The 22,057-nt window shown below is 39.8% G+C and carries 14 protein-coding genes, 2 tRNA genes and 3 rRNA genes; 11 read left to right on the forward strand and 8 right to left on the reverse strand.

Annotated features, from left to right (window positions below):
- Positions 1 to 248 precede the first annotated feature (248 nt).
- The 5 genes from CLOAM_RS05090 to CLOAM_RS05110 all read right to left on the reverse strand — a co-directional run bounded on the left by CLOAM_RS05090 (position 249) and on the right by CLOAM_RS05110 (position 7,924).
- Complete coding sequence (locus tag CLOAM_RS05090) at positions 249 to 2,531, reverse strand: C10 family peptidase (protein WP_015424801.1); 2,283 nt, start codon at positions 2,529 to 2,531, stop codon at positions 249 to 251.
- Positions 2,532 to 2,823: 292 nt separating this feature from the next.
- A 5S ribosomal RNA gene (gene rrf, locus CLOAM_RS05095) occupies positions 2,824 to 2,940 on the reverse strand.
- A gap of 87 nt (positions 2,941 to 3,027) precedes the next feature.
- Positions 3,028 to 6,077 (reverse strand): 23S ribosomal RNA (locus CLOAM_RS05100).
- A gap of 110 nt (positions 6,078 to 6,187) precedes the next feature.
- Positions 6,188 to 6,263, reverse strand: a tRNA-Ala gene (locus CLOAM_RS05105).
- Between the two features lie 59 nt (positions 6,264 to 6,322).
- Positions 6,323 to 7,924, reverse strand: a 16S ribosomal RNA gene (locus CLOAM_RS05110).
- Together the 16S, 23S and 5S rRNA genes with 1 tRNA gene alongside form the textbook arrangement of a ribosomal RNA operon.
- Positions 7,925 to 8,228: 304 nt before the next feature.
- On the opposite strand from CLOAM_RS05110, the gene panD reads away from it, so the two are divergent.
- The 11 genes from panD (at position 8,229) to CLOAM_RS05165 (ending at position 18,150) form a co-directional block, all read left to right on the forward strand.
- Complete coding sequence (gene panD, locus CLOAM_RS05115) at positions 8,229 to 8,585, forward strand: aspartate 1-decarboxylase (RefSeq protein ID WP_015424802.1); 357 nt, start codon at positions 8,229 to 8,231, stop codon at positions 8,583 to 8,585.
- Complete coding sequence (panC, locus tag CLOAM_RS05120; protein WP_015424803.1) at positions 8,585 to 9,424, forward strand: pantoate--beta-alanine ligase; 840 nt, start codon at positions 8,585 to 8,587, stop codon at positions 9,422 to 9,424. Before panD ends, panC begins: the two co-directional genes overlap by 1 nt.
- A gap of 482 nt (positions 9,425 to 9,906) precedes the next feature.
- A tRNA-Leu gene (locus CLOAM_RS05125) sits at positions 9,907 to 9,993 on the forward strand.
- A gap of 32 nt (positions 9,994 to 10,025) precedes the next feature.
- Positions 10,026 to 11,321 carry a trigger factor gene (locus CLOAM_RS05130; protein ID WP_015424805.1) on the forward strand — a complete coding sequence of 432 codons (1,296 nt, stop codon included), beginning with the start codon at positions 10,026 to 10,028 and terminating at the stop codon, positions 11,319 to 11,321.
- On the forward strand, positions 11,318 to 11,902 hold the full coding sequence (clpP, locus tag CLOAM_RS05135; protein WP_015424806.1) for an ATP-dependent Clp endopeptidase proteolytic subunit ClpP: 585 nt from the start codon (positions 11,318 to 11,320) through the stop codon (positions 11,900 to 11,902). The genes CLOAM_RS05130 and clpP overlap by 4 nt, the downstream gene beginning before the upstream one ends.
- Before the next feature lie 91 nt (positions 11,903 to 11,993).
- Positions 11,994 to 13,241, forward strand: a complete 1,248-nt coding sequence (gene clpX / locus CLOAM_RS05140) for an ATP-dependent Clp protease ATP-binding subunit ClpX (protein ID WP_015424807.1) — start codon at positions 11,994 to 11,996, stop codon at positions 13,239 to 13,241.
- A 15-nt stretch (positions 13,242 to 13,256) separates the two neighbouring features.
- The gene (locus CLOAM_RS05145; RefSeq protein WP_015424808.1) at positions 13,257 to 14,495 is read left to right on the forward strand and encodes an aminopeptidase P family protein; all 1,239 of its coding nucleotides are present in this window, start codon (positions 13,257 to 13,259) and stop codon (positions 14,493 to 14,495) included.
- On the forward strand, positions 14,495 to 14,974 hold the full coding sequence (gene coaD, locus CLOAM_RS05150) for a pantetheine-phosphate adenylyltransferase (RefSeq protein ID WP_015424809.1): 480 nt from the start codon (positions 14,495 to 14,497) through the stop codon (positions 14,972 to 14,974). Before CLOAM_RS05145 ends, coaD begins: the two co-directional genes overlap by 1 nt.
- A gap of 4 nt (positions 14,975 to 14,978) precedes the next feature.
- Complete coding sequence (dnaB, locus tag CLOAM_RS05155; protein WP_015424810.1) at positions 14,979 to 16,355, forward strand: replicative DNA helicase; 1,377 nt, start codon at positions 14,979 to 14,981, stop codon at positions 16,353 to 16,355.
- Complete coding sequence (locus CLOAM_RS05160) at positions 16,345 to 17,094, forward strand: MlaE family ABC transporter permease (RefSeq protein WP_044278966.1); 750 nt, start codon at positions 16,345 to 16,347, stop codon at positions 17,092 to 17,094. The genes dnaB and CLOAM_RS05160 overlap by 11 nt, the downstream gene beginning before the upstream one ends.
- Entirely contained in the window at positions 17,095 to 18,150 is a 1,056-nt protein-coding gene (locus CLOAM_RS05165; RefSeq protein WP_015424812.1) for a thiamine ABC transporter substrate-binding protein, read from the forward strand. It abuts the gene before it with no gap.
- A 39-nt stretch (positions 18,151 to 18,189) separates the two neighbouring features.
- On the opposite strand, the gene CLOAM_RS05170 is transcribed toward CLOAM_RS05165, so the two are convergent.
- From CLOAM_RS05170 to CLOAM_RS05180, 3 genes are all read right to left on the reverse strand, one after another.
- Positions 18,190 to 20,217 carry an aminopeptidase gene (locus tag CLOAM_RS05170; protein WP_015424813.1) on the reverse strand — a complete coding sequence of 676 codons (2,028 nt, stop codon included), beginning with the start codon at positions 20,215 to 20,217 and terminating at the stop codon, positions 18,190 to 18,192.
- A 620-nt stretch (positions 20,218 to 20,837) separates the two neighbouring features.
- Positions 20,838 to 21,326, reverse strand: a complete 489-nt coding sequence (locus tag CLOAM_RS05175) for a dihydrofolate reductase (RefSeq protein WP_320408538.1) — start codon at positions 21,324 to 21,326, stop codon at positions 20,838 to 20,840.
- A complete protein-coding gene (locus CLOAM_RS05180) occupies positions 21,320 to 22,057 on the reverse strand; it encodes an ABC transporter ATP-binding protein (RefSeq protein ID WP_044278967.1) in 738 nt (245 codons plus the stop codon). Before CLOAM_RS05180 ends, CLOAM_RS05175 begins: the two co-directional genes overlap by 7 nt.

Consider the following 22,057-nt stretch of genomic DNA (forward strand, 5'->3'; position numbering starts at 1 on the left):
AACAATTCCGTAAAAACGGCAGAAATTGCCTTATCTATTTAAATTTCAAACTTCTTGTCTGATGATTTTTCCTGCCTTTTTTTGGATAAATTGTCTATCTCTATTCCCTTTAGGTGTTAAGAAAGTTTGCTCCGACTACACATTTTCTTCACCAAAGGATTGAAACTCTTCTTCTCTATAAAGATGACTCCTGATATTTTGCTAATCAGGAGTCATCAAATCTTTTTTTACTGAATTACGCTTTTATCTTACTTGATTACTAATACTTTATTAATACCGCTTTGTTCTCCCTGCTGCCAATGCAGGAAATAAATTCCATCCGCTACAGTTTTTCCCTTTACATCACTTCTATTCCAACTGATCTGAGAATTCAACGGATCGCTTATCAGCAATTCCTTTACTAATTGACCTTTAATATTGTAAATGTGAATTCTAACAGGAGCTTTGTTGGTTCCTGTAAATTTTAGCATTGCATTATCCTGAAAGGGATTAGGATAGATTTCCAGTTTCGGTTCGGGCACAGCAACAATTTCATCTTCATTAGCCGTATAAGCTGAAAGGACCACATTGGCAGTTCCAACATCTGAAATTGCTACATTATTATAAAAGAAATCACTAATAGAAATCTGAGTGACGGATATAGAACCTGTATTACCTATAGCTTTGAATCTAATTTTCATTAGAGCTCCGGCTCCAATTAGAGGAACAGTTGAATTACCTGTAATATTTAAAACACCTGGATTGGATGAATCAACATTAACTTCACAATTTGCACTTATCATTCCTTCTGTTATGATGTCGTTATATGCTATTTTGGCAGGATTATAGTTAAGATGATATTGGAAATGAGTAATATTCCAGGAAGGAAGCAAATAAGTAGTATTCATCTGTGTAGTACCAATTGAATTATAAGTCAGATTCATAATATTGGTAAGCACAATTCGGCTCTCAGCTATGTTGTCTACAGGAGCAGAAGAATGAATCATCACATAGCTTACATTAGAAACCGGAGTAGTATTATAATGCATACTCGTTATATCAAACAGAAAATCTCCCATATCTCTGGTTCTAAATGTAAAGTTAATTAATACTCCACCACCGCAGATATGAGCCGTATTATTCCAATCTACGCTTATAATTCCGGAAGGATTTTCAACTACGGTAATAGTTCCATTTTCAGAAATAGTTCCCGTGGTGGAATAACCTATATAATCAATAAATTCACTGTCATAATATAACACAAAATCGTAATGAGTTACATTCCAACTACCCAGAATGGGATTCGTTTTAACGGTAACCGTAAAATTATCACCTGCAGTTGTATCATGCGCTATAAGTTTTACCGGAACAGCGGAAATGCTGTAGTTCTCCGGAATAATATTGATAATAGCACTCTGATTGTTAGTAAAGCCACCTGGATTGCTGGTATAAAAATAACCATTACCTGAACCACTCCAGCCAAAATTGAAGTGGAAATGATTAGCAGTATCGTAACCATCCATTACAAAAGCATGACCCCCTTCTACGGGATCATAACCACTATAATAAACAGGAATGCCATTATCAACTTGAGAAGTTAATAAATTATTCCAATTGGCATCCGTATAACTGTTTTTCATTACATATTGTGCATTAGGATAACGGAAATGTTCTACAAATGCCAAAGCCGCATCTGTACTTTGAGCTCCTGAACCATCAATAGAATAACCCATATGAACAGCAACACCACAATGATATAATAATGTCGCAATCGGCAAATATTCAGCTGGTGTCGCTCCTGCTGTATCATACATTTGATCCCAAAGGTAAGTAGTGTTTTCGAAATTAGCACTTTGATAGCCATAACCGGGACAATAGTAACTATCACTACCTACTCCGGTTTGGGGATGATTCCAATATTTCATAACCATACCCATTGCTGTAGCTACACAACCTGCATAAACATGACCTCCAGAACCTTGAGAATCTACAGGACAAAGCGCATTATAGGGCCATCCCTGATCCCAAAGCGTCGTCAATAAAGGTCCTACAGAACGCTCTGTTCTAAAAGCATTCCTATAAGAACCTTCAATTAAACTCTGCCACAGTTGAACATTTTCCGGATATGCAATTTTCGCTTCTCTAATTTGTTCAATTTGAGCTGAATAATTTTCCAACCAGTAATAGAAAGCAGGTGGTAGGTTATTGATATCGGTTAACCCTTCATCTGAATATGCCAAAACGGGATAGAAATTATCCTCAGCTGACACAATTGCATAATTACCGTTTGCATAATTAATAAAATAGAGTGTTGGCTCAAATTCTACCGCTTTATTGAACTCCAAAGGCAATAGCTTCCCCGAACTATAAACAAATAGTTCGGCATTACCTGCATAAATCGGACTTTTTAGTCCCGCTTCTTGAAGGTAATATTTTGCAGCCAGCAAAGCATTATCCGGCTCTACTACTTTAGCCCACATAATAATAGTGACCAGGCATAATCCTGCAACGAGCATAATTTTTCTCGCTAATTGATTCCGATTTAATCTCATTTATCCTCCCGGATATATATTATTTATTTATATATGTTATTTTATGCACGAATTATTCCATCCCTCTCCTTATTCCTTTACTTTAACTTAGTTCTTTACTCTCTTTAGTTCTTTTTTATGTCCGCTTGTTCTCTCTTACTTCTATTACCATTGTTTATCTGATTACCTGTATATATTTCTTTACCTGTTTATAAAATAACGCGATTATCTTATGCATGCAAACCCTAATATTTTTATTGCCTCCAAGCCTCTTGATCTCTTGATCCCTCGACCCCAAAAAATTCGCCGTTAGCGATGGCGGCGACCTACTCTTCCACACAGTTGCCCGTGCAGTACCATCGGCGCAGACAAGCTTAACTGCTGTGTTCGGAATGGGAACAGGTGTACCCTTGCTGCTATAACCACCATCGCTAACGGCGGAAAAGGTCTAAAAGTAAAAAGGTCGTTAGCAATAGTATTCCGTGAGGAGAGATATCAGGCACAAAGAGTAAAATAAAAGGTGAAAGCCAATTGAGTTATTAGTATTACTCGGCTCAACGCATTACTGCGCTTACACCTGTAACCTATCAAGGTTGTCGTCTCCAACCTCTCTATGGGGAAATCTTATCTCGGAGCTGGCTTCCCGCTTAGATGCTTTCAGCGGTTATCCTAACCGAACTTGGCTACCCGGCAATGCAATTGGCATCACAACCGGTACACCAGAGGTTCGTCCACACCGGTCCTCTCGTACTAAATGCAGTGCTCCTCAAATTTCCTACGCCCACGAAGGATAGGGACCGAACTGTCTCACGACGTTCTGAACCCAGCTCGCGTAACTCTTTAATCGGCGAACAGCCGAACCCTTGGGACCTTCTTCAGCCCCAGGATGAGTTGAGCCGACATCGAGGTGCCAAACACCGCCGTCGATATGAACTCTTGGGCGGTATCAGCCTGTTATCCCCGGAGTACCTTTTATCCTTTGAGCAACGGCCCTTCCATTCAGAACCGCCGGATCACTAAGACCTGGTTTCCCACCTGCTCGACCCGTCGGTCTCGCAGTTAAGCTCCCTTATACCTTTGCGCTCTATGGCTGATTACCAACCAGCCGGAGGGAACCTTGGTAAGCCTCCGTTACTCTTTCGGAGGCGACCGCCCCAGTCAAACTGCCCACCTGGCAATGTCCAATAGCTGCTCTATCGTTAGTAAATCAATACAATAAGGGTGGTATTTCAACGCTGGCTCCGCGCACACTGGCGTGCATGCCTCATAGCCTCCCACCTATCCTACACATACTGCACCAATTTACAATGCCAAGCTACAGTAAAGGTTCACGGGGTCTTTCCGTCCGTTCGCGGGTAAGCGGCATCTTCACCGCTACTTCAATTTCACCGAGTCCCTGGTTGAGACAGCGCCCAAATCGTTACACCATTCGTGCAGGTCGGAACTTACCCGACAAGGAATTTCGCTACCTTAGGACCGTTATAGTTACGGCCGCCGTTTACCGGGGCTTCATTTCGAAGCTTCGCCTGCACTAATTTCACCATCTTCTCTCATTCATTATACATTGTAAATTTTACATTCTTCACACTTCACTTGTCACTTTTCACCCTTCACGATGATAAAATTAGTGCAGGCTAACCTCTCCACTTAACCTTCCGGCACCGGGCAGGTGTCAGTCTATATACCGTGGCTTTCGCCTTCGCATAGACCTGTGTTTTTGATAAACAGTCGCTTGGGCCTATTCACTGCGGCCCCCTCTCGCTCATAGCGCTGACTAATCACGATAACGGGGCACCCCTTCTCCCGAAGTTACGGGGTAATTTTGCCTAGTTCCTTAACCAGAGTTCACTCGAACACCTTAGGATACTCTCCTCGCCCACCTGTGTCGGTTTGCGGTACGGTCTGAATATTGATTAACGCTAGAAGCTATTTCTCGGCAACGTCTCTAAACAAGCTTTACGGCTTACGCCTCGTCCTGCATCTCGGAATATTTGTGGAACGGATTTACCTGCCCCACTTCCTACCTGCATTCAACAGCTATTCCAACAGCTGTCCTTGCAGCACCGTCGCGTCACTCCTTCACTCAATACTCAGGTTCAGGATTATTAACCTGATTCCCATCAGCTTCGCCTTATCGCTATACCTTAGGGACCGACTAACCCTGAGCAGATTAACTTTACTCAGGAATCCTTGGGCTTATGGTGTGCGGGTTTCTCACCCGCATTATCGTTACTCATGCCAACATGGTCTCTTGTGACCGCTCCAGCATATCTCACAATACACCTTCTGCGCAAACACAATGCTCTCCTACCACTCACATATATATGCAAGTCCGCAGCTTCGGCAAGATACTTCAGTCCCGATTATCTTCGGTGCCCTACCACTCGACCAGTGAGCTGTTACGCACTCTTTAAATCATGGCTGCTTCTAAGCCAAGATCCTGGCTGTCTGGGCAATTGAACATCCTTACGCACTAAGTATCTATTTCGGGGCCTTAGCTGACAGTCTGGGTTGTTCCCCTCTCGCACGCGAACCTTATCGCCCGCGCCCTGTCTCCCAGTGAGCAATTATTGGCATTCGGAGTTTGATTGGGTTCAGTAAGCGTGTAAGCCCCCTAGCCCATTCAGTGCTCTACCTCCAATAATCTCCACTGAGGCCATACCTAAATATGTTTCGGAGAGAACCAGCTATCTCCAGGTTTGTTTGGCCTTTCACCCCTACCCACAGTTCCTCCACCGCCTTTTCAACGACGGTTGGTGCGGTCCTCCAGTTGGTTTTACCCAACTTTCAACCTGACCATAGGTAGATCACCTGGTTTCGGGTCTAATACCATAAACTTATACGCCCTCTTCGGACTCGCTTTCGCTACGGCTACATACCTCTAATACTTAACCTCGCTTATGACATTAACTCGTTGGCTCATTATGCAAAAGGCACGCCATCACAGGCGTCAACTATTGAAAGTTAATAGCTGAGAAGTCACCTCCCAACTTCCAATAGTTGACGCCTGCTCTGACCGCTTGTAAGCACAAGGTTTCAGGTTCTATTTCACTCCCCTCCCGGGGTGCTTTTCACCTTTCCCTCACGGTACTGCTACGCTATCAGTCACCAAATGTATTTTGCCTTACGAGATGGTCCTCGCAGATTCACCCAGGATTTCTCGTGCCCCGGGCTACTCGGGATCCAGCTACCAAATATTACCTATTTCAACTACGGGACTGTCACCCCCTCCGGTCGACCTTTCCAGATCGGTTCGTCTATAAGTAATATCCAGACAACGCTGTCCCTCTACCCCGGCCTTAAGACCGGTTTAGGCATCTTCCCCGTTCGTTCGCCACTACTGAGGGAATCATTCTTATTTTCTCTTCCTGGCGCTACTAAGATGTTTCAGTTCACGCCGTTCGCCTTCCTTACGGAATGACAGGTCTTCCACCTGCCAGGTTGCCCCATTCGGATATCCCCGGGTCTAAGCTCGCTTACAGCTCACCGAGGCTTTTCGCAGTTCGCCACGTCCTTCTTCGCCATTTGGTGCTTAGGCATCCACCTTGTGCCCTTTTTGCTTTCACCATATAATTTATCCTCTGTGTCTTATTACTCTCTCACTCACGGATACACACTATATAACTTCTAAAAGAACTGAATTATCATCTAAATTTATAATAAAATTTATATTCAGCTGGTGGAGAATGACGGATTCGAACCGACGGCCTCCGCCTTGCAAAAGCGGCGCTCTACCATCTGAGCTAATTCCCCTGTTAATTAAATAAAGAGTGGCAAGGAGAAAGTTCATCTTGTCTGTTATAACACCTTATAAAGGAGGTGATCCAGCCGCACCTTCCGGTACGGCTACCTTGTTACGACTTAGTCCTCCTCGCAAAGCACACCTTCGAAAGCTGCTTCCCTCACGGGTTAGCTCACCTCCTTCGGGTGCACTCCACTCGGCTGACTTGACGGGCGGTGTGTACAAGGCCCGGGAACGTATTCACCGCACCATGATGTTGCGCGATTACTAGCGATTCCGGCTTCATGAGGTCGAGTTGCAGACCTCAATCCGAACTTGGGTAGCTTTTCTGAGATTCGCTCCACATCACTGCTTCGCTCCCCTCTGTAACTACCATTGTAGCACGTGTGTAGCCCCGGTCATAAGGACCATGATGACTTGACCTCGTCCCCATCTTCCTCTGCGTTGTTACCGCAGCGGTCCTTCCAGAGTCCCCAACTTAATGATGGCAACTGAAAGCAGGGGTTGCGCTCGTTGCGGGACTTAACCCAACATCTCACGACACGAGCTGACGACAGCCATGCAGCACCTGTCTTGCAGCTCCGGCAAACCGGCACTCCTCCATCTCTGAAGAATTCTGCAGATGTCAAGACCGGGTAAGGTTCTTCGCGTTGCGTCGAATTAAACCACATGCTCCACCGCTTGTGCGGGCCCCCGTCAATTCCTTTGAGTTTCAACCTTGCGATCGTACTCCCCAGGCGAATCACTTATCGCGTTAGCTCCGGCACCGAGTCCTATACGAACCCAACACCTAGTGATTATCGTTTACTGTGTGGACTACCAGGGTATCTAATCCTGTTTGATCCCCACACCTTCGCAGTTTAGCGTCAATATCGGCTTAGAAGACTGCCTTCGCCTTCGGTATTCCTCCTGATCTCTGCGCATTCCACCGCTACACCAGGAATTCTGTCTCCCTCAACCGCATTCCAGATAAACAGTATCTAACGCCTTACTACGGGTAAGCCGTAGCCTTTAACCTTAAACTTATCTATCCGCCTACCTGCACTTTACGCCTAGTAATTCCGGACAACGCTTGCAACCCCCGTGTTACCGCGGCTGCTGGCACGGAGTTAGCCGTTGCTTATTCATACGCTTAAATCCCTCCCTCTATACTATTAATATAAAGGGCACTGCTCACATATAAAAGAACTTTACACCCCGAAGGGATTCTTCGTTCACGCGGCGTCGCACTATCAGACTTCCGTCCATTGTAGACTATTCTCGACTGCTGCCTCCCGTAGGAGTCTGGGCCGTCTCTCAATCCCAGTGTGGGCGACCACCCGTTAAGGCCGCCTACCTATCATCGCCTTGGTAAGCCATTACCTCACCAACTAACTAATAGGACGCAGGCTCATCCTCAAACGGCAGCAAATGCCACCTTTTATGCAAATAATGCTCTCAACCATTAACACTACTCACTTCCGTGAATAGCATTAACAGCCAAAACATTGCTTGCACGCATCCGGTATTAGCCCAAGTTTCCCTGGGTTGTCCCCGTTTTGAGGGTAGATTACCTACGTGTTACTCACCCGTTCGCCACTCTCTAAACCCCGAAAGGTTTATACCGTTCGACTTGCATGCCTAATCCACGCCGCCAGCGTTCGTCCTGAGCCAGGATCAAACTCTCCATCATTACTAAAATGATTGTAAAAACTGACAAGAGCTTCTTTCTCACTTGCGCACTCTATATAATGGATAAAAGAACATCTTTGCCCCGCTAATGCAGAGCAGGTTGTGCCATCCTTAAAAAGACAGTTTTTTTGTCAACCGCTTTTTTTCAACTACCTGAAAAATCACCCTTCACCTTAATCTAATTACATTATAATGCAGTTCCTTAGAAAAGCAAATTATTTTTTTACTGCGTTTTCCAAAGGGAAATTTTATTGACAAAAGGGACAGCTTTTGATTATGAGGACAAAAAAAGCAGGAGAAAATGAATGTTACGACAAATCCTTTTAGCAAAGTTGCATCGTGCTACCGTAACAGAATGCGACCTGAATTATAACGGTAGCATCAAAATAGATGAAGAACTACTGGAGAAAAGTGGAATGCGGGAATTTGAGCGGGTTGATGTTTTTGACATCACTAATGGGAATCGTTTTTCTACTTATATCATAGTTGGAGAACGCGGAAGTGGAGTTATCGGAATTAATGGAGCGGCAGCGCGTTTAGTTCAGGTCGGAGACAAAGTGATCGTTATGAATTACGGGATTATGGATGAAACAGAAATTGAAAACCACAAACCCTGTATAATATTGTTAAACGACAATAATAAAATTGAGAGTATTCTCTGATGCAGATAATTGACAATATTCAAGCAATGCAAGAAATCGGTAATAATTGGAGTGCTGGAAAAAAAATCGGTTTTGTTCCTACAATGGGTTATTTTCATCAAGGGCATCTTTCATTGGTAGCGGAAGCGAATAAGCAATGTGAAATAACGGTTGTTTCCATTTTTGTAAATCCTTCGCAGTTTGGACCTAATGAGGATTTTGAGAGTTACCCGCGAGATATGCAGCGTGATTTGGAACTGCTTAGTAAATATAAAGTTGATTATGTTTTCAGTCCTAATCCTGAGCAGATGTATCCTCAGGATTATAGAACCTGGGTAGAGGTAGAAGGTCTTAGTTCAATTCTTTGTGGAGCAAGTCGTCCAGGGCATTTTAGGGGGGTAGCTACAGTCATTTTAAAGCTGATTAATATCATCAAACCAAACTTTATGTTTATGGGAGAAAAAGATTTCCAGCAAGTTACAGTTTTGCAAACAATGCTGAAAGATCTGAACTGTGAAACCCAAATAGTTCCCTGTCCCATTATCAGAGAAGAAGATGGATTGGCTATGAGCAGCCGCAATGTATATCTCAATCCGGAACAACGCAAACAGGCATTGTGTCTGTATCGGGCAATTCAACAAGCTCAAGCTAAGTATAAACAGGGTTTACGGGACACTAATTTGCTGAAAAAACAGGCGGCAGATTTAATCATAAATTCCGGTGGTAAAATTGACTATATCAGCTTTGTAGAGCCAAAGACGCTGCAGGAAGTTGCTATAGCTGATGATAATACGCGCATAATGTTAGCTGTTTTTATCGGTAAAACCCGGTTAATAGATAATGCACCATTAAAAGTTTAACATTTATCCCTTCAGTTAGTTAGGTAGTCCTGCCTTGATGCTTTACCTTTTATATATTTTTATTTTCCTCTAATAATCAAGTAACAACCAAGTAACAACTCCGTAACGGAATTACGGCAGTGTTACTTCAGTGTTACGGAGTTGTTACTTAATTATCTATACAACAAGCAATTATGCCTTACAGCTCAGAGAAGACAAAATATGATGCTAATTGCATTATTAACAGTGAGTAATATGATATTTGAGATTGCCGTTTCCACTTTTTTCGGGTGATGGATATAACTTATGAAAAATTACTGTAATACTAATATACAGATACCAAAAAATATTATTTTAGCTGAGGAAATCTGGTCTTTTTTTACAAAATATAAAGTAATATCTAAACGAGAAACATTGGATCATTGCAGATGTATGTGCTAATACATAGCACTTGACAGAAGGGCAAGGTAAATATTTTTAGTTTTATTTAAGGAAAAATAAATGCGAAAGTGGCGGAATTGGCAGACGCGCTGGACTTAGGATCCAGTGAGGTTAAACTCATAGGGGTTCAAGTCCCCTCTTTCGCACCAGTTTTTGGATGATATAAAATTAGGAGAATAAAGTGCAAGTAGAATTCAATCAATTAAATGCAGTAACAAAGGAAATTAATCTTACAATTCCTTCCGAGGAAGTTGATAAGGAATACGAAAAATATTTGAAAAAGTCAGCTCAGGACATAAGCGTTCCCGGTTTCCGGAAAGGTAAAGCGCCTCTGAATGTTGTAGAACGAATGTATGAAGACAAAATCCGGAATTATTTTTATGAGTATTATATAGATGAGGTCTTCAGTAAAGTTGTTAAAGAAAATGAGATAAAATATCTTCATTATCCGGAAGTAAAAGATGTTCAATGGGAAAAAGGTAATGATATGACAATCAAGATTGAGATTGAACATGAACCTGTTCTTGAATTCAAACAGATAGAAGGTTTAACTGTTCCTTATAAACCGATATTGTTGGAAGAAGAAGTAAACAATTTTATTAAAGAATTACAAAAATCAAATTGCCGGATAATTGATGTTGAAACAGCAAGGGAAACAGATAATGTAAATGTAGAGATTACTTTTCAACATAATAATGAAACATTTACCAGAACAGGCAGTTTTTTTGCTGGAACAAAACATAACCTGGATATGCTGCCGGAACTACTGGGTCTAAAAATTGGCGATAAAACTAAAGTAAAATTAACAGGTAGAGAAATTATTAATTCTACTCAGGATTATAAACTTCCTTTGGATAATGATGCAGAATACGATTGCGAATTGATGGTGAATAGCATTTCCAGAATAGAATATCCGGAACTGGATGATGAATTTGCCAAGGATATGGAATTTGATTCTCTGGAAGATATGAAAGCGAAAATCAGTGATGATTTAAAATTGAAAATTGAACATTCAAACATAGATATAGAAAACGAAGCTATTATAACCAAGCTTTTTGCTGATAATGAGTTTGCTCTCCCCAAAAAAACTCTATCCTATCTTGCGGAAGAACAAGTTAAGGATATTAAAAATGATAATTTTATGCAGTATTATTATGAGCGCTACTATATTACTTTTGCTTATGCTCTATTGTCATTGTATATTACGAATAATCTATTAAGGTTAATGCCTATTGAACTTACTGACGAAATGAAAGAAGAATATATAAACCACTTGGCTATTGTAAAAGATATGAGCTCCGAGGCATATAAAGAAAAATATAAAGATGATATTTCTTCTGAAAATTTTGCCCGTGACGCTCAAAGATACTTTGTCTTAAGAAAAATCGCTCAAACCTGTGAGTTCGTTATTAAAGAAGAACCCGAGGAAAATAGCTATCCGGAATCCGAGATAGAAACAATTAAGGAGGAACAATGAGTTTTGTCCCTATAGTTATAGAACAAGTAGGCAGAACAGAACGTGCTTATGACATTTATTCGCGTTTGCTGAAGGACAGAATTGTCTTTGTCGGTGGAGTAATAGAAGATAATTTGGCAAATACTGTTGTTGCCCAATTACTTCATTTAGAAGGTGAAGATCCTGAACGGGATATTTATATGTATATAAACAGTCCCGGGGGAATTATTTCTGCAGGACTTGCAATTTATGATACAATGCAATACATAAAACCCCGCGTAAGTACTATTTGTATTGGTCAGGCAGCAAGTATGGCAGCTGTTTTATTGGCAGCAGGTGCTCCTGGAAAAAGAAGCGCTCTGCCAAATAGCAGAATTATGATTCACCAACCAATGGGAGGAGCGCAAGGTCAAGCAACCGATATTGAAATTCAGGCAAAAGAAATTCTCTATTTACGTGGTAGGATGAATGAAATCCTACATAAACATAGTGGTCAGAGCATTGAAAAAATTATGGAAGATACTGAACGGAATTATTTTATGAGTGCTGAAGAAGCAATGGAATACGGTATTATAGATGAAGTGATTTCAGTGCGAAAATAGCTTGACTAAATTTAAGCGGTCAGATAAAAATGATTTACAGAAAGCGGATAAAATTTTGAAGTAAAGAAAGTAAATTAAAAAGGAGGATTCCTTGGATAAATACAGAACATTAACCTGTTCCTTTTGCGGAAGAGGCGAACATGAAGTAAAAAATTTGATTAGAGGTATTGCGGGCAACATTTGTGATGAATGTATTGTAATGTGCCACAATATAATTGATTCCAGTAAAGAAGACATAAGACAAGAGGATTTTGAAGCACCTATTCCCAGTAGAATAAAGGCATATCTTGATCAATATGTAATCGGTCAAGACAGTGCCAAGGAAATAATTTCTGTAGCGGTCTATAATCATTACAAGCGCATTTTCAAACAGAAATATGAAGATGATGTGGATTTGGAAAAAAGTAATATCTTGATGATTGGTCCCACAGGAAGTGGTAAAACCCTTATTGCTCAAACACTGGCAAGGTTTTTACAGGTTCCTTTCGCTATTTCCGATGCCACAACTTTAACCGAAGCGGGTTATGTAGGTGAAGATGTAGAAAACATCTTGGTGCGTTTACTACAAAATGCCAATTATGATGTTGCCAGAGCTGAACGCGGAATCGTCTATATAGATGAAATTGATAAAATCAGCCGTAAATCCGAAACCCCTTCCATAACGCGTGATGTTAGCGGTGAAGGAGTTCAACAAGCGTTACTTAAAATTTTGGAAGGCACAAAAGTAAATGTTCCTCCCAAAGGTGGACGCAAACATCCACAACAGGATTTTATTGAGATGGACACCAAAAATATCCTGTTTATTGCGGGAGGAGCTTTCTTCGGTTTGGAAAAAATCATCAAAGAAAGGATGGATAAGAAATCCATTGGTTTTGATGTAGAATTGGGTAAAAAACAGGATGAGTCCACAATCTTTGATTTTACAACTCCTCAAGACCTGTTAAAATATGGCTTGATTCCTGAACTTATTGGTAGAATGCCGGTTATTTGCACTTTACATGAACTTAGCGAAGATGCCTTGATAGACATTCTGGTGAAGCCCAAAAATGCTATCTGCAAGCAATATCAAAAGTTCTTTGAAATGGATGGAGTCCGCCTGGAATTTTCAGAAGAAGCATTAAAAGAAATAGCAAGAACCGCCATAAAGCAGAAAACAGGTGCCCGGGGTTTGCGTTCTATTATGGAAAAATTTATGCTGAAAATAATGTTTAGTATTCCAGATCGCTCTGATATAGAGAGTTGTATTATCACTCCGGAAGTTGTAACTCTCGCCCAAGAACCCAAATTTGGCTATATTAAGCCCCTCAATTCTCGCAATAAAGTTGCTAATGAAAAATAAAATGGAGACCCGATAATGACGGCTGAAGTAACAATTCCGCGCCGGGAAAAACTATTTTCCGCATTAGAAGAAAAAGAAGCCATAATTATTTTCGCTGCGGAAGAGGAAAAATTAGAAAAATTCAAACAGGATAATGATTTCCTCTATGTAACCGGTTTACAGATTCCGGAAGCAATCTATTTTGGCTACAAAGGCCAGAACGGACCTGTAGAAATGCTTTTTATTGAACGCAGTGATCCGGAAAAAGCGATTTGGACAGGACCTGTAATGAGCAGTGAAGAAGCCAGTAAAAAAAGCGGTTTGTCACAGGATAAAATTCATTATCTGGATGAGTTTTTAACTATTCTTTCCGTTTATTGTCCCGTTATAAATAAATTATGGGCTAATATCGGAATTCAGGCATTAAATAAACCGCCTACAAGACAACTTTTTCACCTCTTCCCTATCCGCGAACGCTATCCTAATATAAACATAGAATCCCTTGAAACACTGATAACTCCTTTGCGGAAAGTGAAAAGTGAATGGGAATTGAGGCAGTTACAAAGGGCAATAGATATAACCGGTAAAGCTATTATAGATGTTTGGGAAAAAGCGGAACCCTCAATGATGGAATATGAACTGGAAGCAATAATGTTTTACCGTTTGCAAAGAATGGGAGTTAAACATTGGGGTTTTGCTCCTATCGTAGGCAGTGGAATCAATGCGGCTACTTTGCATTATGAGAAAAATGAATGCCCTATTGAAAGCGGAGAAGTTGTTTTAATGGATGTAGGTGCTTCCTATTTAAATTACAGTGCAGATATAACCCGTTGTTTTCCTGTTAGCGGAACTTTCAGTGAACGCCAGAAACAGGTTTATAATGCTGTTTTAGATGTGCAGAAAAAGATTATTGAAATGATTAAGCCAGGTGTAGAACTTTCAACTTTAAATCAAACAGCACGCGACCTTTTAGCAAAAGGAGCAATAGAACTCGGGTTAATTGAACACGAAGAAGATATTAAAAAATATTATATGCACAGCATCAGTCACTTTTTGGGAATGGATACTCATGATGTAGGAGGTCGTAATGCTGTGCTGGAAATAGGTAATGTAATTACTGTTGAACCGGGACTCTACATTCCGGAAGAAAAACTTGGCATCCGTATTGAGGATGATGTTTTAGTAACCGAAAACGGTTATTGTGTTCTTTCCCAAAACATTCCCAAGGAGATTTCGGAAATTGAAGAAATCCGCCTGCAGGCAATGGCTAAATAATGTCTAAAGCAATCTATCCTGGAACTTTTGATCCCTTCACCTTGGGTCATTTGAATATACTGGAAAAGGCCTGCCACATTTTTGATGAAGTAATTCTTGCTGTTGCTGAATATAGCGGCAAGGAAAATCTGTTTAATTTGCAGGAACGCTATGAATTGTGTAAAAAAGCCACTGAACATATCCCCAATTTAGTAGTCAGCACTTTCCAGGGATTGTTTGTGGATTATGCCAAAAGTCAGAATTGCAAAATAATGATTCGCGGAATGAGAGCGGTCTCTGATTTTGAATATGAACTTTCTCTAGCAATTACTAATAAGAAACTTAATCCGGAAATAGAAACTATCTTTTTGGTTCCTTCTTTAAAATATATGTATCTTTCATCTTCAATGGTCCGTCAGTTAGCCGATTTAAACGGACCTTTGGAGGATTATGTTCCTGCCTGCGTTGCAGAAGCAATGAGAAAAAAATATGTGAGCTAAAGTTATGGCAAAATTGAGCGAAGCGGATAAATTGAATAAAGCACAGACGGAAAGAGCTCTGCCTGCCGATATTAATGCTGAAGCAGCTTTGCTTTCAGCTATGCTGATTGACAGTGATGTAGTCAGCAAAGGTATTGAAAAGATAAAAGAAGAATATTTTTATCGTAATGCACATAAATTAATCTTCCGCACTATGCAGGAGCTCTTTTTTGAAGGAATTGAGATTGACCAGTTGACTTTAATTAACCGTCTGGAAAGAAATAACCTTCTGGAAAAAGTAGGAGGAATTCCTTATATTAACGAAATTGCGGATTTTGTGGTTTCTTCTGCCAATTTTGATTATCATCTTAATATCGTAACCGACCAGGCATTATTGCGTCATTTGATTTTAGCTTCCAACGGAATTATTGAGAATTGTTACACTGCAGCCAAACCTGTTAAAACCATTGTAGATGAAGCAGAACAGGCAATTTTTGCTATTGCCGAATTACCCAGTCATCAAGGTTTTGTGCGTTTTGATCAAGTCAGCCAGGAAGTTCTGGATAATATAGATAAAATTGCTTCTACCAAAATTCCTGTTACGGGTGTGAGTAGTGGTTTTGCCGATTTAGACCGTTTTACAGGTGGTTTCAGACCCGGACAATTTATTATTATTGCTGCGCGTCCGGCAATGGGAAAAACCTCTTTGGCTTTAAATATTGCAGCTAATGCAGCAGTAAATTTGAATAAGAAAGTTGCTATCTTCTCTATGGAAATGGCTGCCGATGAAGTTATTATGCGGATGTTCAGTTCTGCTTCCGAAGTTAGAATGGATGGTATGTTACGCGGTTATGGAATGAATGAAGAAAAGCTTATTCGCATTATGCAAGCGTCGGAAGTGCTTTCTGCCAAACATATTTACATTGATGATTCAGGAACCAATACTCCTTTGGATATTAGAGCTAAAACCAGACGGCTGGCAGCTGAAATCGGGGGTTTAGACCTTGTTTTAATTGACTATTTACAATTGATGACTCTCACCCGCGAAAAAGATAACCGGCAGCAGGAAATATCTGAAATATCAAGAGCTTTAAAGATTTTAGCCAAAGATATGAAAATTCCAGTGGTGGCACTTTCTCAACTTAATAGAGCTGCGGAAAGCAGGGAAGATAAAAGACCTAAACTGGCGGACTTACGTGAATCGGGAGCTATTGAACAAGATGCCGATTTGGTAATGTTTATCTACCGCGATGAATATTATTATCCTGAAACAACACAAAAACCAGGAATAGCAGAAATAATTATCAGTAAAAACAGACACGGAGCTACAGGAAATCTGGAACTGGGATTTGAAAAGGAATTTACCCTTTTCCGTCCTCTTGAAACAAAATATGAGCAGTAATCTTTTTGCCGGCATTGGAGAATATACTATCTTTGTCGGTAAGTGTCTGGGCAAAATTCCCTCGCTGTTCAAACGCTATCAGGAATTTCTAATCCAATTTAAGCGTATTGGTTTTGATTCCCTTTTTTTAATTTTATTAACTGCTGCATTTACAGGCCTGGTAACTGCATTGCAGGCAGTTTATCAATCCAAAGGTTATGTGCCCGTAAATCTTTTAAGTGTGCTCATTGGCAAATCCACAATGATAGAACTGGCACCGGTTTTAACTGCCTTAGTTTTAACCGGAAAAGTTGGAGCTTCCATAGCAGCTGAAATTGGCACAATGAGAGTTAGCGAACAGATTGATGCTTTGGAAAGTATGAACATTGATCCTTATGAATTTCTTTATATGCCCAGGATTCTTGCCGGTGTTTTGGCATTTCCTTTAGTTACTGTTTTTGCCAATGCTGTAGGAATAATTTGTGCCTGGTATTTTTCCTGGTTGCGTTATGGGATTCATTATTACACTTTTTTCAATAATATGCGCAGTTATTTTATTCCCTCAGACCTTTGGGGCGGCTTAGCCAAATCCTTTGTTTTTGGTTTTATAATTACAAGTTTTGCCTGTTATCATGGAGACCGCTGTTTTGGCGGAGCGGAAGGAGTTGGTAAAGCCACAACATCTACAGTTGTATATTCTTCCGTAGCTATTTTGGTAATGGATTTCATTGTTGCCTGGTTTTTGTTTGGAGGATATTAAGTGAAGGTCTGGAAACTGATACCCTTACTGTTTATCGTTTTTATATGCTCTTGCGGAAAAGAAAACAAAAAACAGGAAAGTTTAACCTACAAACACAAACTGGTTGTTTATGCTACTGATGAATTTCGTAAATCGGGTTTGGAGCATTCCATTATTCCTGATTTTCAAAAAAAGCATAACTGCCAGCTGGAGGTAATCCTTTTCCGTAATACTGCAGAATTGAGCAAAGCAGTTAAAAACAGAGACAATTATGGAAAATATGATCTTGCTATTGGAATTGACAACAGTTTTGCCTTTTCTGAAACTCTGGCAGTCAATTTTGTGCCACCGGAATCATTTGATAAAGAGCTTTTAATTCAAGAAACCGTTTTTGACCCTTATTTACGCTTCATTCCTTATGCTTATAGCAATTTGTCCCTAGTTTATAATACTTCTTTAGTAAAAAATCCCCCTCAATCATTTGGAGAATTGCAAGATGCCAAATACCTTTCTCAAATAGCAATCTGTGATCCTCAGACCTCGGGTTTGGGACGGTCTATGCTTTTTTGGAGTGTAGCTCTTTTTGGAACACAAGGTTATGAGCATTTATGGAAGAGCTTACGGAAAAATATCTATAAAACATATTCTAACTATAATGAAGCACTGGAGACCCTGAAAAGAGGTGAATGTTCTTTTATTATTGGTTATAATACAACCCCTGCCTTTTTACAGGAACTTGATCCTTTAAATCGTAATTTTGAGGTCTCAATGCTGAAAGAAGGCAGCTTTCAATATATTGAAGCAATCGGAATTCATCGTGGAACTAAGAAATCCTCTTTATGTAACAAGTTTGTTGATTACTTTCTTTCCTCTGAAGCACAAAAAATGGTAATTTACAAACTGGGAATGTTTCCTGCTAATCGTAAAACCCTTTTGCCAATGCATTTTTCCGCCATTCCTTTTATCAGTTACAGTGTAAATGATCGCCTTTCACAAGCTACTATTCAAGAGCAGATTAATGCCTGGCTGGATTTTTGGGAACGCCTTTTTGGATACCAGGTAGCTAAGGGCTTATAGTAAAAACGATATCCTCCTCGTTCATTGGTTACGAGGATCTCAACCTTCCTGAAGAGGGATATTTAATTCTTCAGTGCCGGGAATAACAAATCTGCCATCTCTGATAATATCAAATTTTTCTCCGTTTTTAGTGACAGCAGTTATGGAGCCCAGCATTTCGTAGGGCAAAGTAATATCTATGTGTTTTTGCAGATAAGCATTAAGCGGGTCTTTTTTACGAGTAATGGATTTTTCGTTATCTACAGCAATCATTTCTTTCCCGTTTACAAAACTGGGATGGGGACTATCTTCCTCATGGCTGTAACAGGTATCTCCAATAGCAAAGTGAGGTCCCATTTTTTCTATTATAAGAATTGGCAGAAGAGGCAGAATATTATATTTTCGTGCCATCTGATAAGCCAAAGTGTTTGTGCCGATAGCAAATTCACCAATCGGAAGTGATTTATGAGGTAAAAGCAGGTTTTCATAAATATATTTTTTCCCTTCTTCCGGGTCTGCAAAATTAGTGCAGGAATAATCCTTTATCCATCCGTCTTCAAAGTCAATTTTCAAATTAAAATAGCGTAATGAACCCAAATATATATCTTCCACCTGTAATGTTCCGTTTGTGCCTTTTAACACGGGAGAAGTGAAAACCTCACCTACAGGAATATTAACATCTGCTACACAATTTTCAAAGTTGGTTTCCTTTTCTGGATTTTGTAAGGTATGTAATTTAACATTGATATCTGTGAAATTACCCGCTTTTCCTTTCACATTCACATAATCAGCTTTATCAAGCACATCAATTATCTTCTGCTGAATCTCCGCATAATGATTACTGTCCAAAAGATTGATTTTCAGGGTATCAGCAAAAATATCCTGGAACTGTTCACCAATTTCCGGTAAAGGAAAAGCAATAATGCAAAAACTGGCTTGGTCTCGTTTATAATATTGATAATAAATTTGAGAGGTCTTGGACATCATTTCCCGGGAAAGTTCCTGTTGTTCTTTGTTTAAAGTTAAAACACTGTTTTTTACTATCGGAGAAAAAGGTGTTTCACCAAAAAGTTCTACATAAACAGGACCGGCATCACCTTTAATCAGTTCTTGAAAATCATCTATCACTTCAGCATAAACATTAATTACCATATCTGTATAGTCCCTATCTAAAATCAGGGCATTATCAAAACGGTGATCATAATTAAACTGCTTGTTTTCATATATCTTATAAGGAACAGAAAATTGCCCTTGAATTCCTATCTTTTCCAGCTCCTGATGAATAAGGCGTCCCAAAAGTTCCATTCCACAAGGAACAATTATATTAGCTGTCTTTTTTATCCGATAATTTTTTCGGGCGCGAATAAAACCGTCAATCCAACACTGAACTATATAACGGGCAATATCATTAAGTTGTTTTTCCGGATAGCTATTGATGAATTGAGCCATTTTTATGCTTGCATCAGTTATAAACATTCCATAGCGGTAAAGATAGCGCATATCATTCAGGTCGGAATTCATAATAAGATCATAATTGATATTTGCTTCCGGATAGTAATTTTGATATAATTTCCAATAGAGTTTGGTTTTATGGTTTTCTATCACAATTTTCCGATATTCCTTTAACCAGTCCGCATAATCAGTATTTCCGCTAATAGCTTTGTCGTATAAGATAAAAAACAATCGCAGATTTTCTTCCAACTGTAAATAGTTATTAGTTGCCTGATTCCCGTACATAAGCATAAATTGATAATAGAGAGCGGAAAGAAATCTGCCCATCTCTTCACCATACAGTTTTACTGCATAATCAGGATTTCCCAGGCAATTATCGTAATTTCCTAAAGCAGAATAATAGTCATTGTGCCAAGTGGAAAGTTGCTCTAAAGGGATTGTTTTTAATTGGGGATCTTGTTCCATGAAAGCGGCAAACTTGTCACTCTGCAAACAAAGATTCTGCAAATCCTGAAAAAATTTGGCATAAGGCATATCAGATAAAATATCAAGTGAATTAAGCCGTTGTAACAATATCTTATATGGCTTTTTACAGTCAAGGATGCGGTTTTTGATTTCTGCATAAGTTGTTTTCATATTGGTTTCCTTATTATAGTATATTCTGGGAGCAAAATAAGCTCACCCTTTTTGAAAATTTATCTATTTTGGAGGCAAGAAAATGTGTCAAGCACAATTCCATCTTCTTCCCTACTCCCTACTCAAATACCACTTTACATTCTCAGATACACAACCAAACTTTGGATGGGTTTAGGTTGAGTGGATGATGGGTGGATTATGAGTGGGGAGTAAGGAAGCACTTGTAATGGTAATAATGGCAATAAATTGAGCGCCATTTTCTGTTTTAAGTCATATTTTTTTAATTCGGAAAGCAATTATAGCTCGGTTGTAAGTAAAATAGTGCGTGGAGTGTGTTTTTTAGGAAGGCAGGTGAAAATTATGAATGAAAAAACACATAATATGAAAAGCGTGAATTTAACGAGGGGCTTACGCCACCATCGCTAACATTGTGTCGCCCTGACTGGCTTTTGGGAACCGGGAAAGGTAAAAATATAAGATGGAAAAAAAGTCAGGGCTTTCGTTTTAACGAGGGGCTTACGCCACCATCGCTATCATTATGTCGCCCTGATGGGCTTTTGGAACCCAAACCCTCTCAACCCTCTCAACCCTCTAAACCTTCTCAACCCTCTGATCTTTTTTTAGAGGAGATTTTTCCTGATATAGATTTGAAGACATAATTCATAGCCGGAAGAAGAAAGCAGAGAGGAACTTTCCTGCAAAATCCAATCCTCTTCCGAAAAATAAGGAAAATAGGTGTCGCCTTCAAATTCGGAATGGATAAGAGTTATCAGCATCTTATCAGCCAGGGGTAAAAATTGCTTGAACACACTTGCTCCACCGATAATATATGCCTCTTGTCCTTCCACCATTTTTAATGCTTCCTCCAAACTATGAGCAACAATAGCACCTTGGGGTTGAAAGTTTCGGTCTTTGCTCAGCACGATATTCTGTCTTCCGGGCAATGGTTTTCCGATTGAATTCCAGGTATTTTTTCCCATAATAACGGGATGCCCCATTGTTATAGCTTTAAATCTTTTAAGGTCTTCGGTAATTTTCCAGGGCAATATCCCGTTTTTACCAATTAGATGGTTCAGATCATAAGCAACAATAATTATAATACTCAGAATCTGCCTACTTCAAAGAAGGTATCAATTTGCGGTATTCCGGCTTTTTTTGCTTCTTCCAAAGTTCCGTTAAAAAGCATCTTACCCTCTTCCAGAAAGATAATTTTATCGGCAATTCTATGAATAGAGGCCAGTTCATGAGTAACAACGACAATGGTCATTTTTAATTGTTTTTTTAAGCTTAAAATAAGTTCATCCAAATAAGCAGCAGTTAATGGATCAAGTCCTGCAGAAGGTTCATCACAAAAAAGGATTTGAGGATCAAGAGCAATAGCTCGGGCTAAGGCAGCTCTTTTTTTCATTCCCCCGGAAAGTTCGGAAGGATATTTATACAGTGCTTCGCTTAAGTTTACCAGATTTAATTTTACTTGAATTATTCTATCAATAAGAGGTCGGGGCAGTTTTGTATGCAATTCCAGAGGAATACTGATATTTTCGTAAACGGAAATGGAATTGAGCAAGGCACCGCTTTGGAATAAGACCCCCAATTTACGCAAAATCTTTTCCATTTGAACATCATCCAGGTCTAATATTTCTTCACCCCAGAATTTAACGCTTCCGGAAACCGGCTCTACCAGGCGTAAAATATTTTTTAAAAGAGTTGTTTTTCCACAACCGCTACTTCCCAAAATAACGGTTATCTCCCCAGGAAAAATATCCACGCTAATATCATCCAACACAGTGAGATCGCCATATTTGGCAATCAAATTTCTAATGCTGATTACTGGTTCCAT

It is taken from the genome of Candidatus Cloacimonas acidaminovorans str. Evry (assembly GCF_000146065.2).
Classification (GTDB): Bacteria; Cloacimonadota; Cloacimonadia; order Cloacimonadales; family Cloacimonadaceae; genus Cloacimonas; species Cloacimonas acidaminivorans.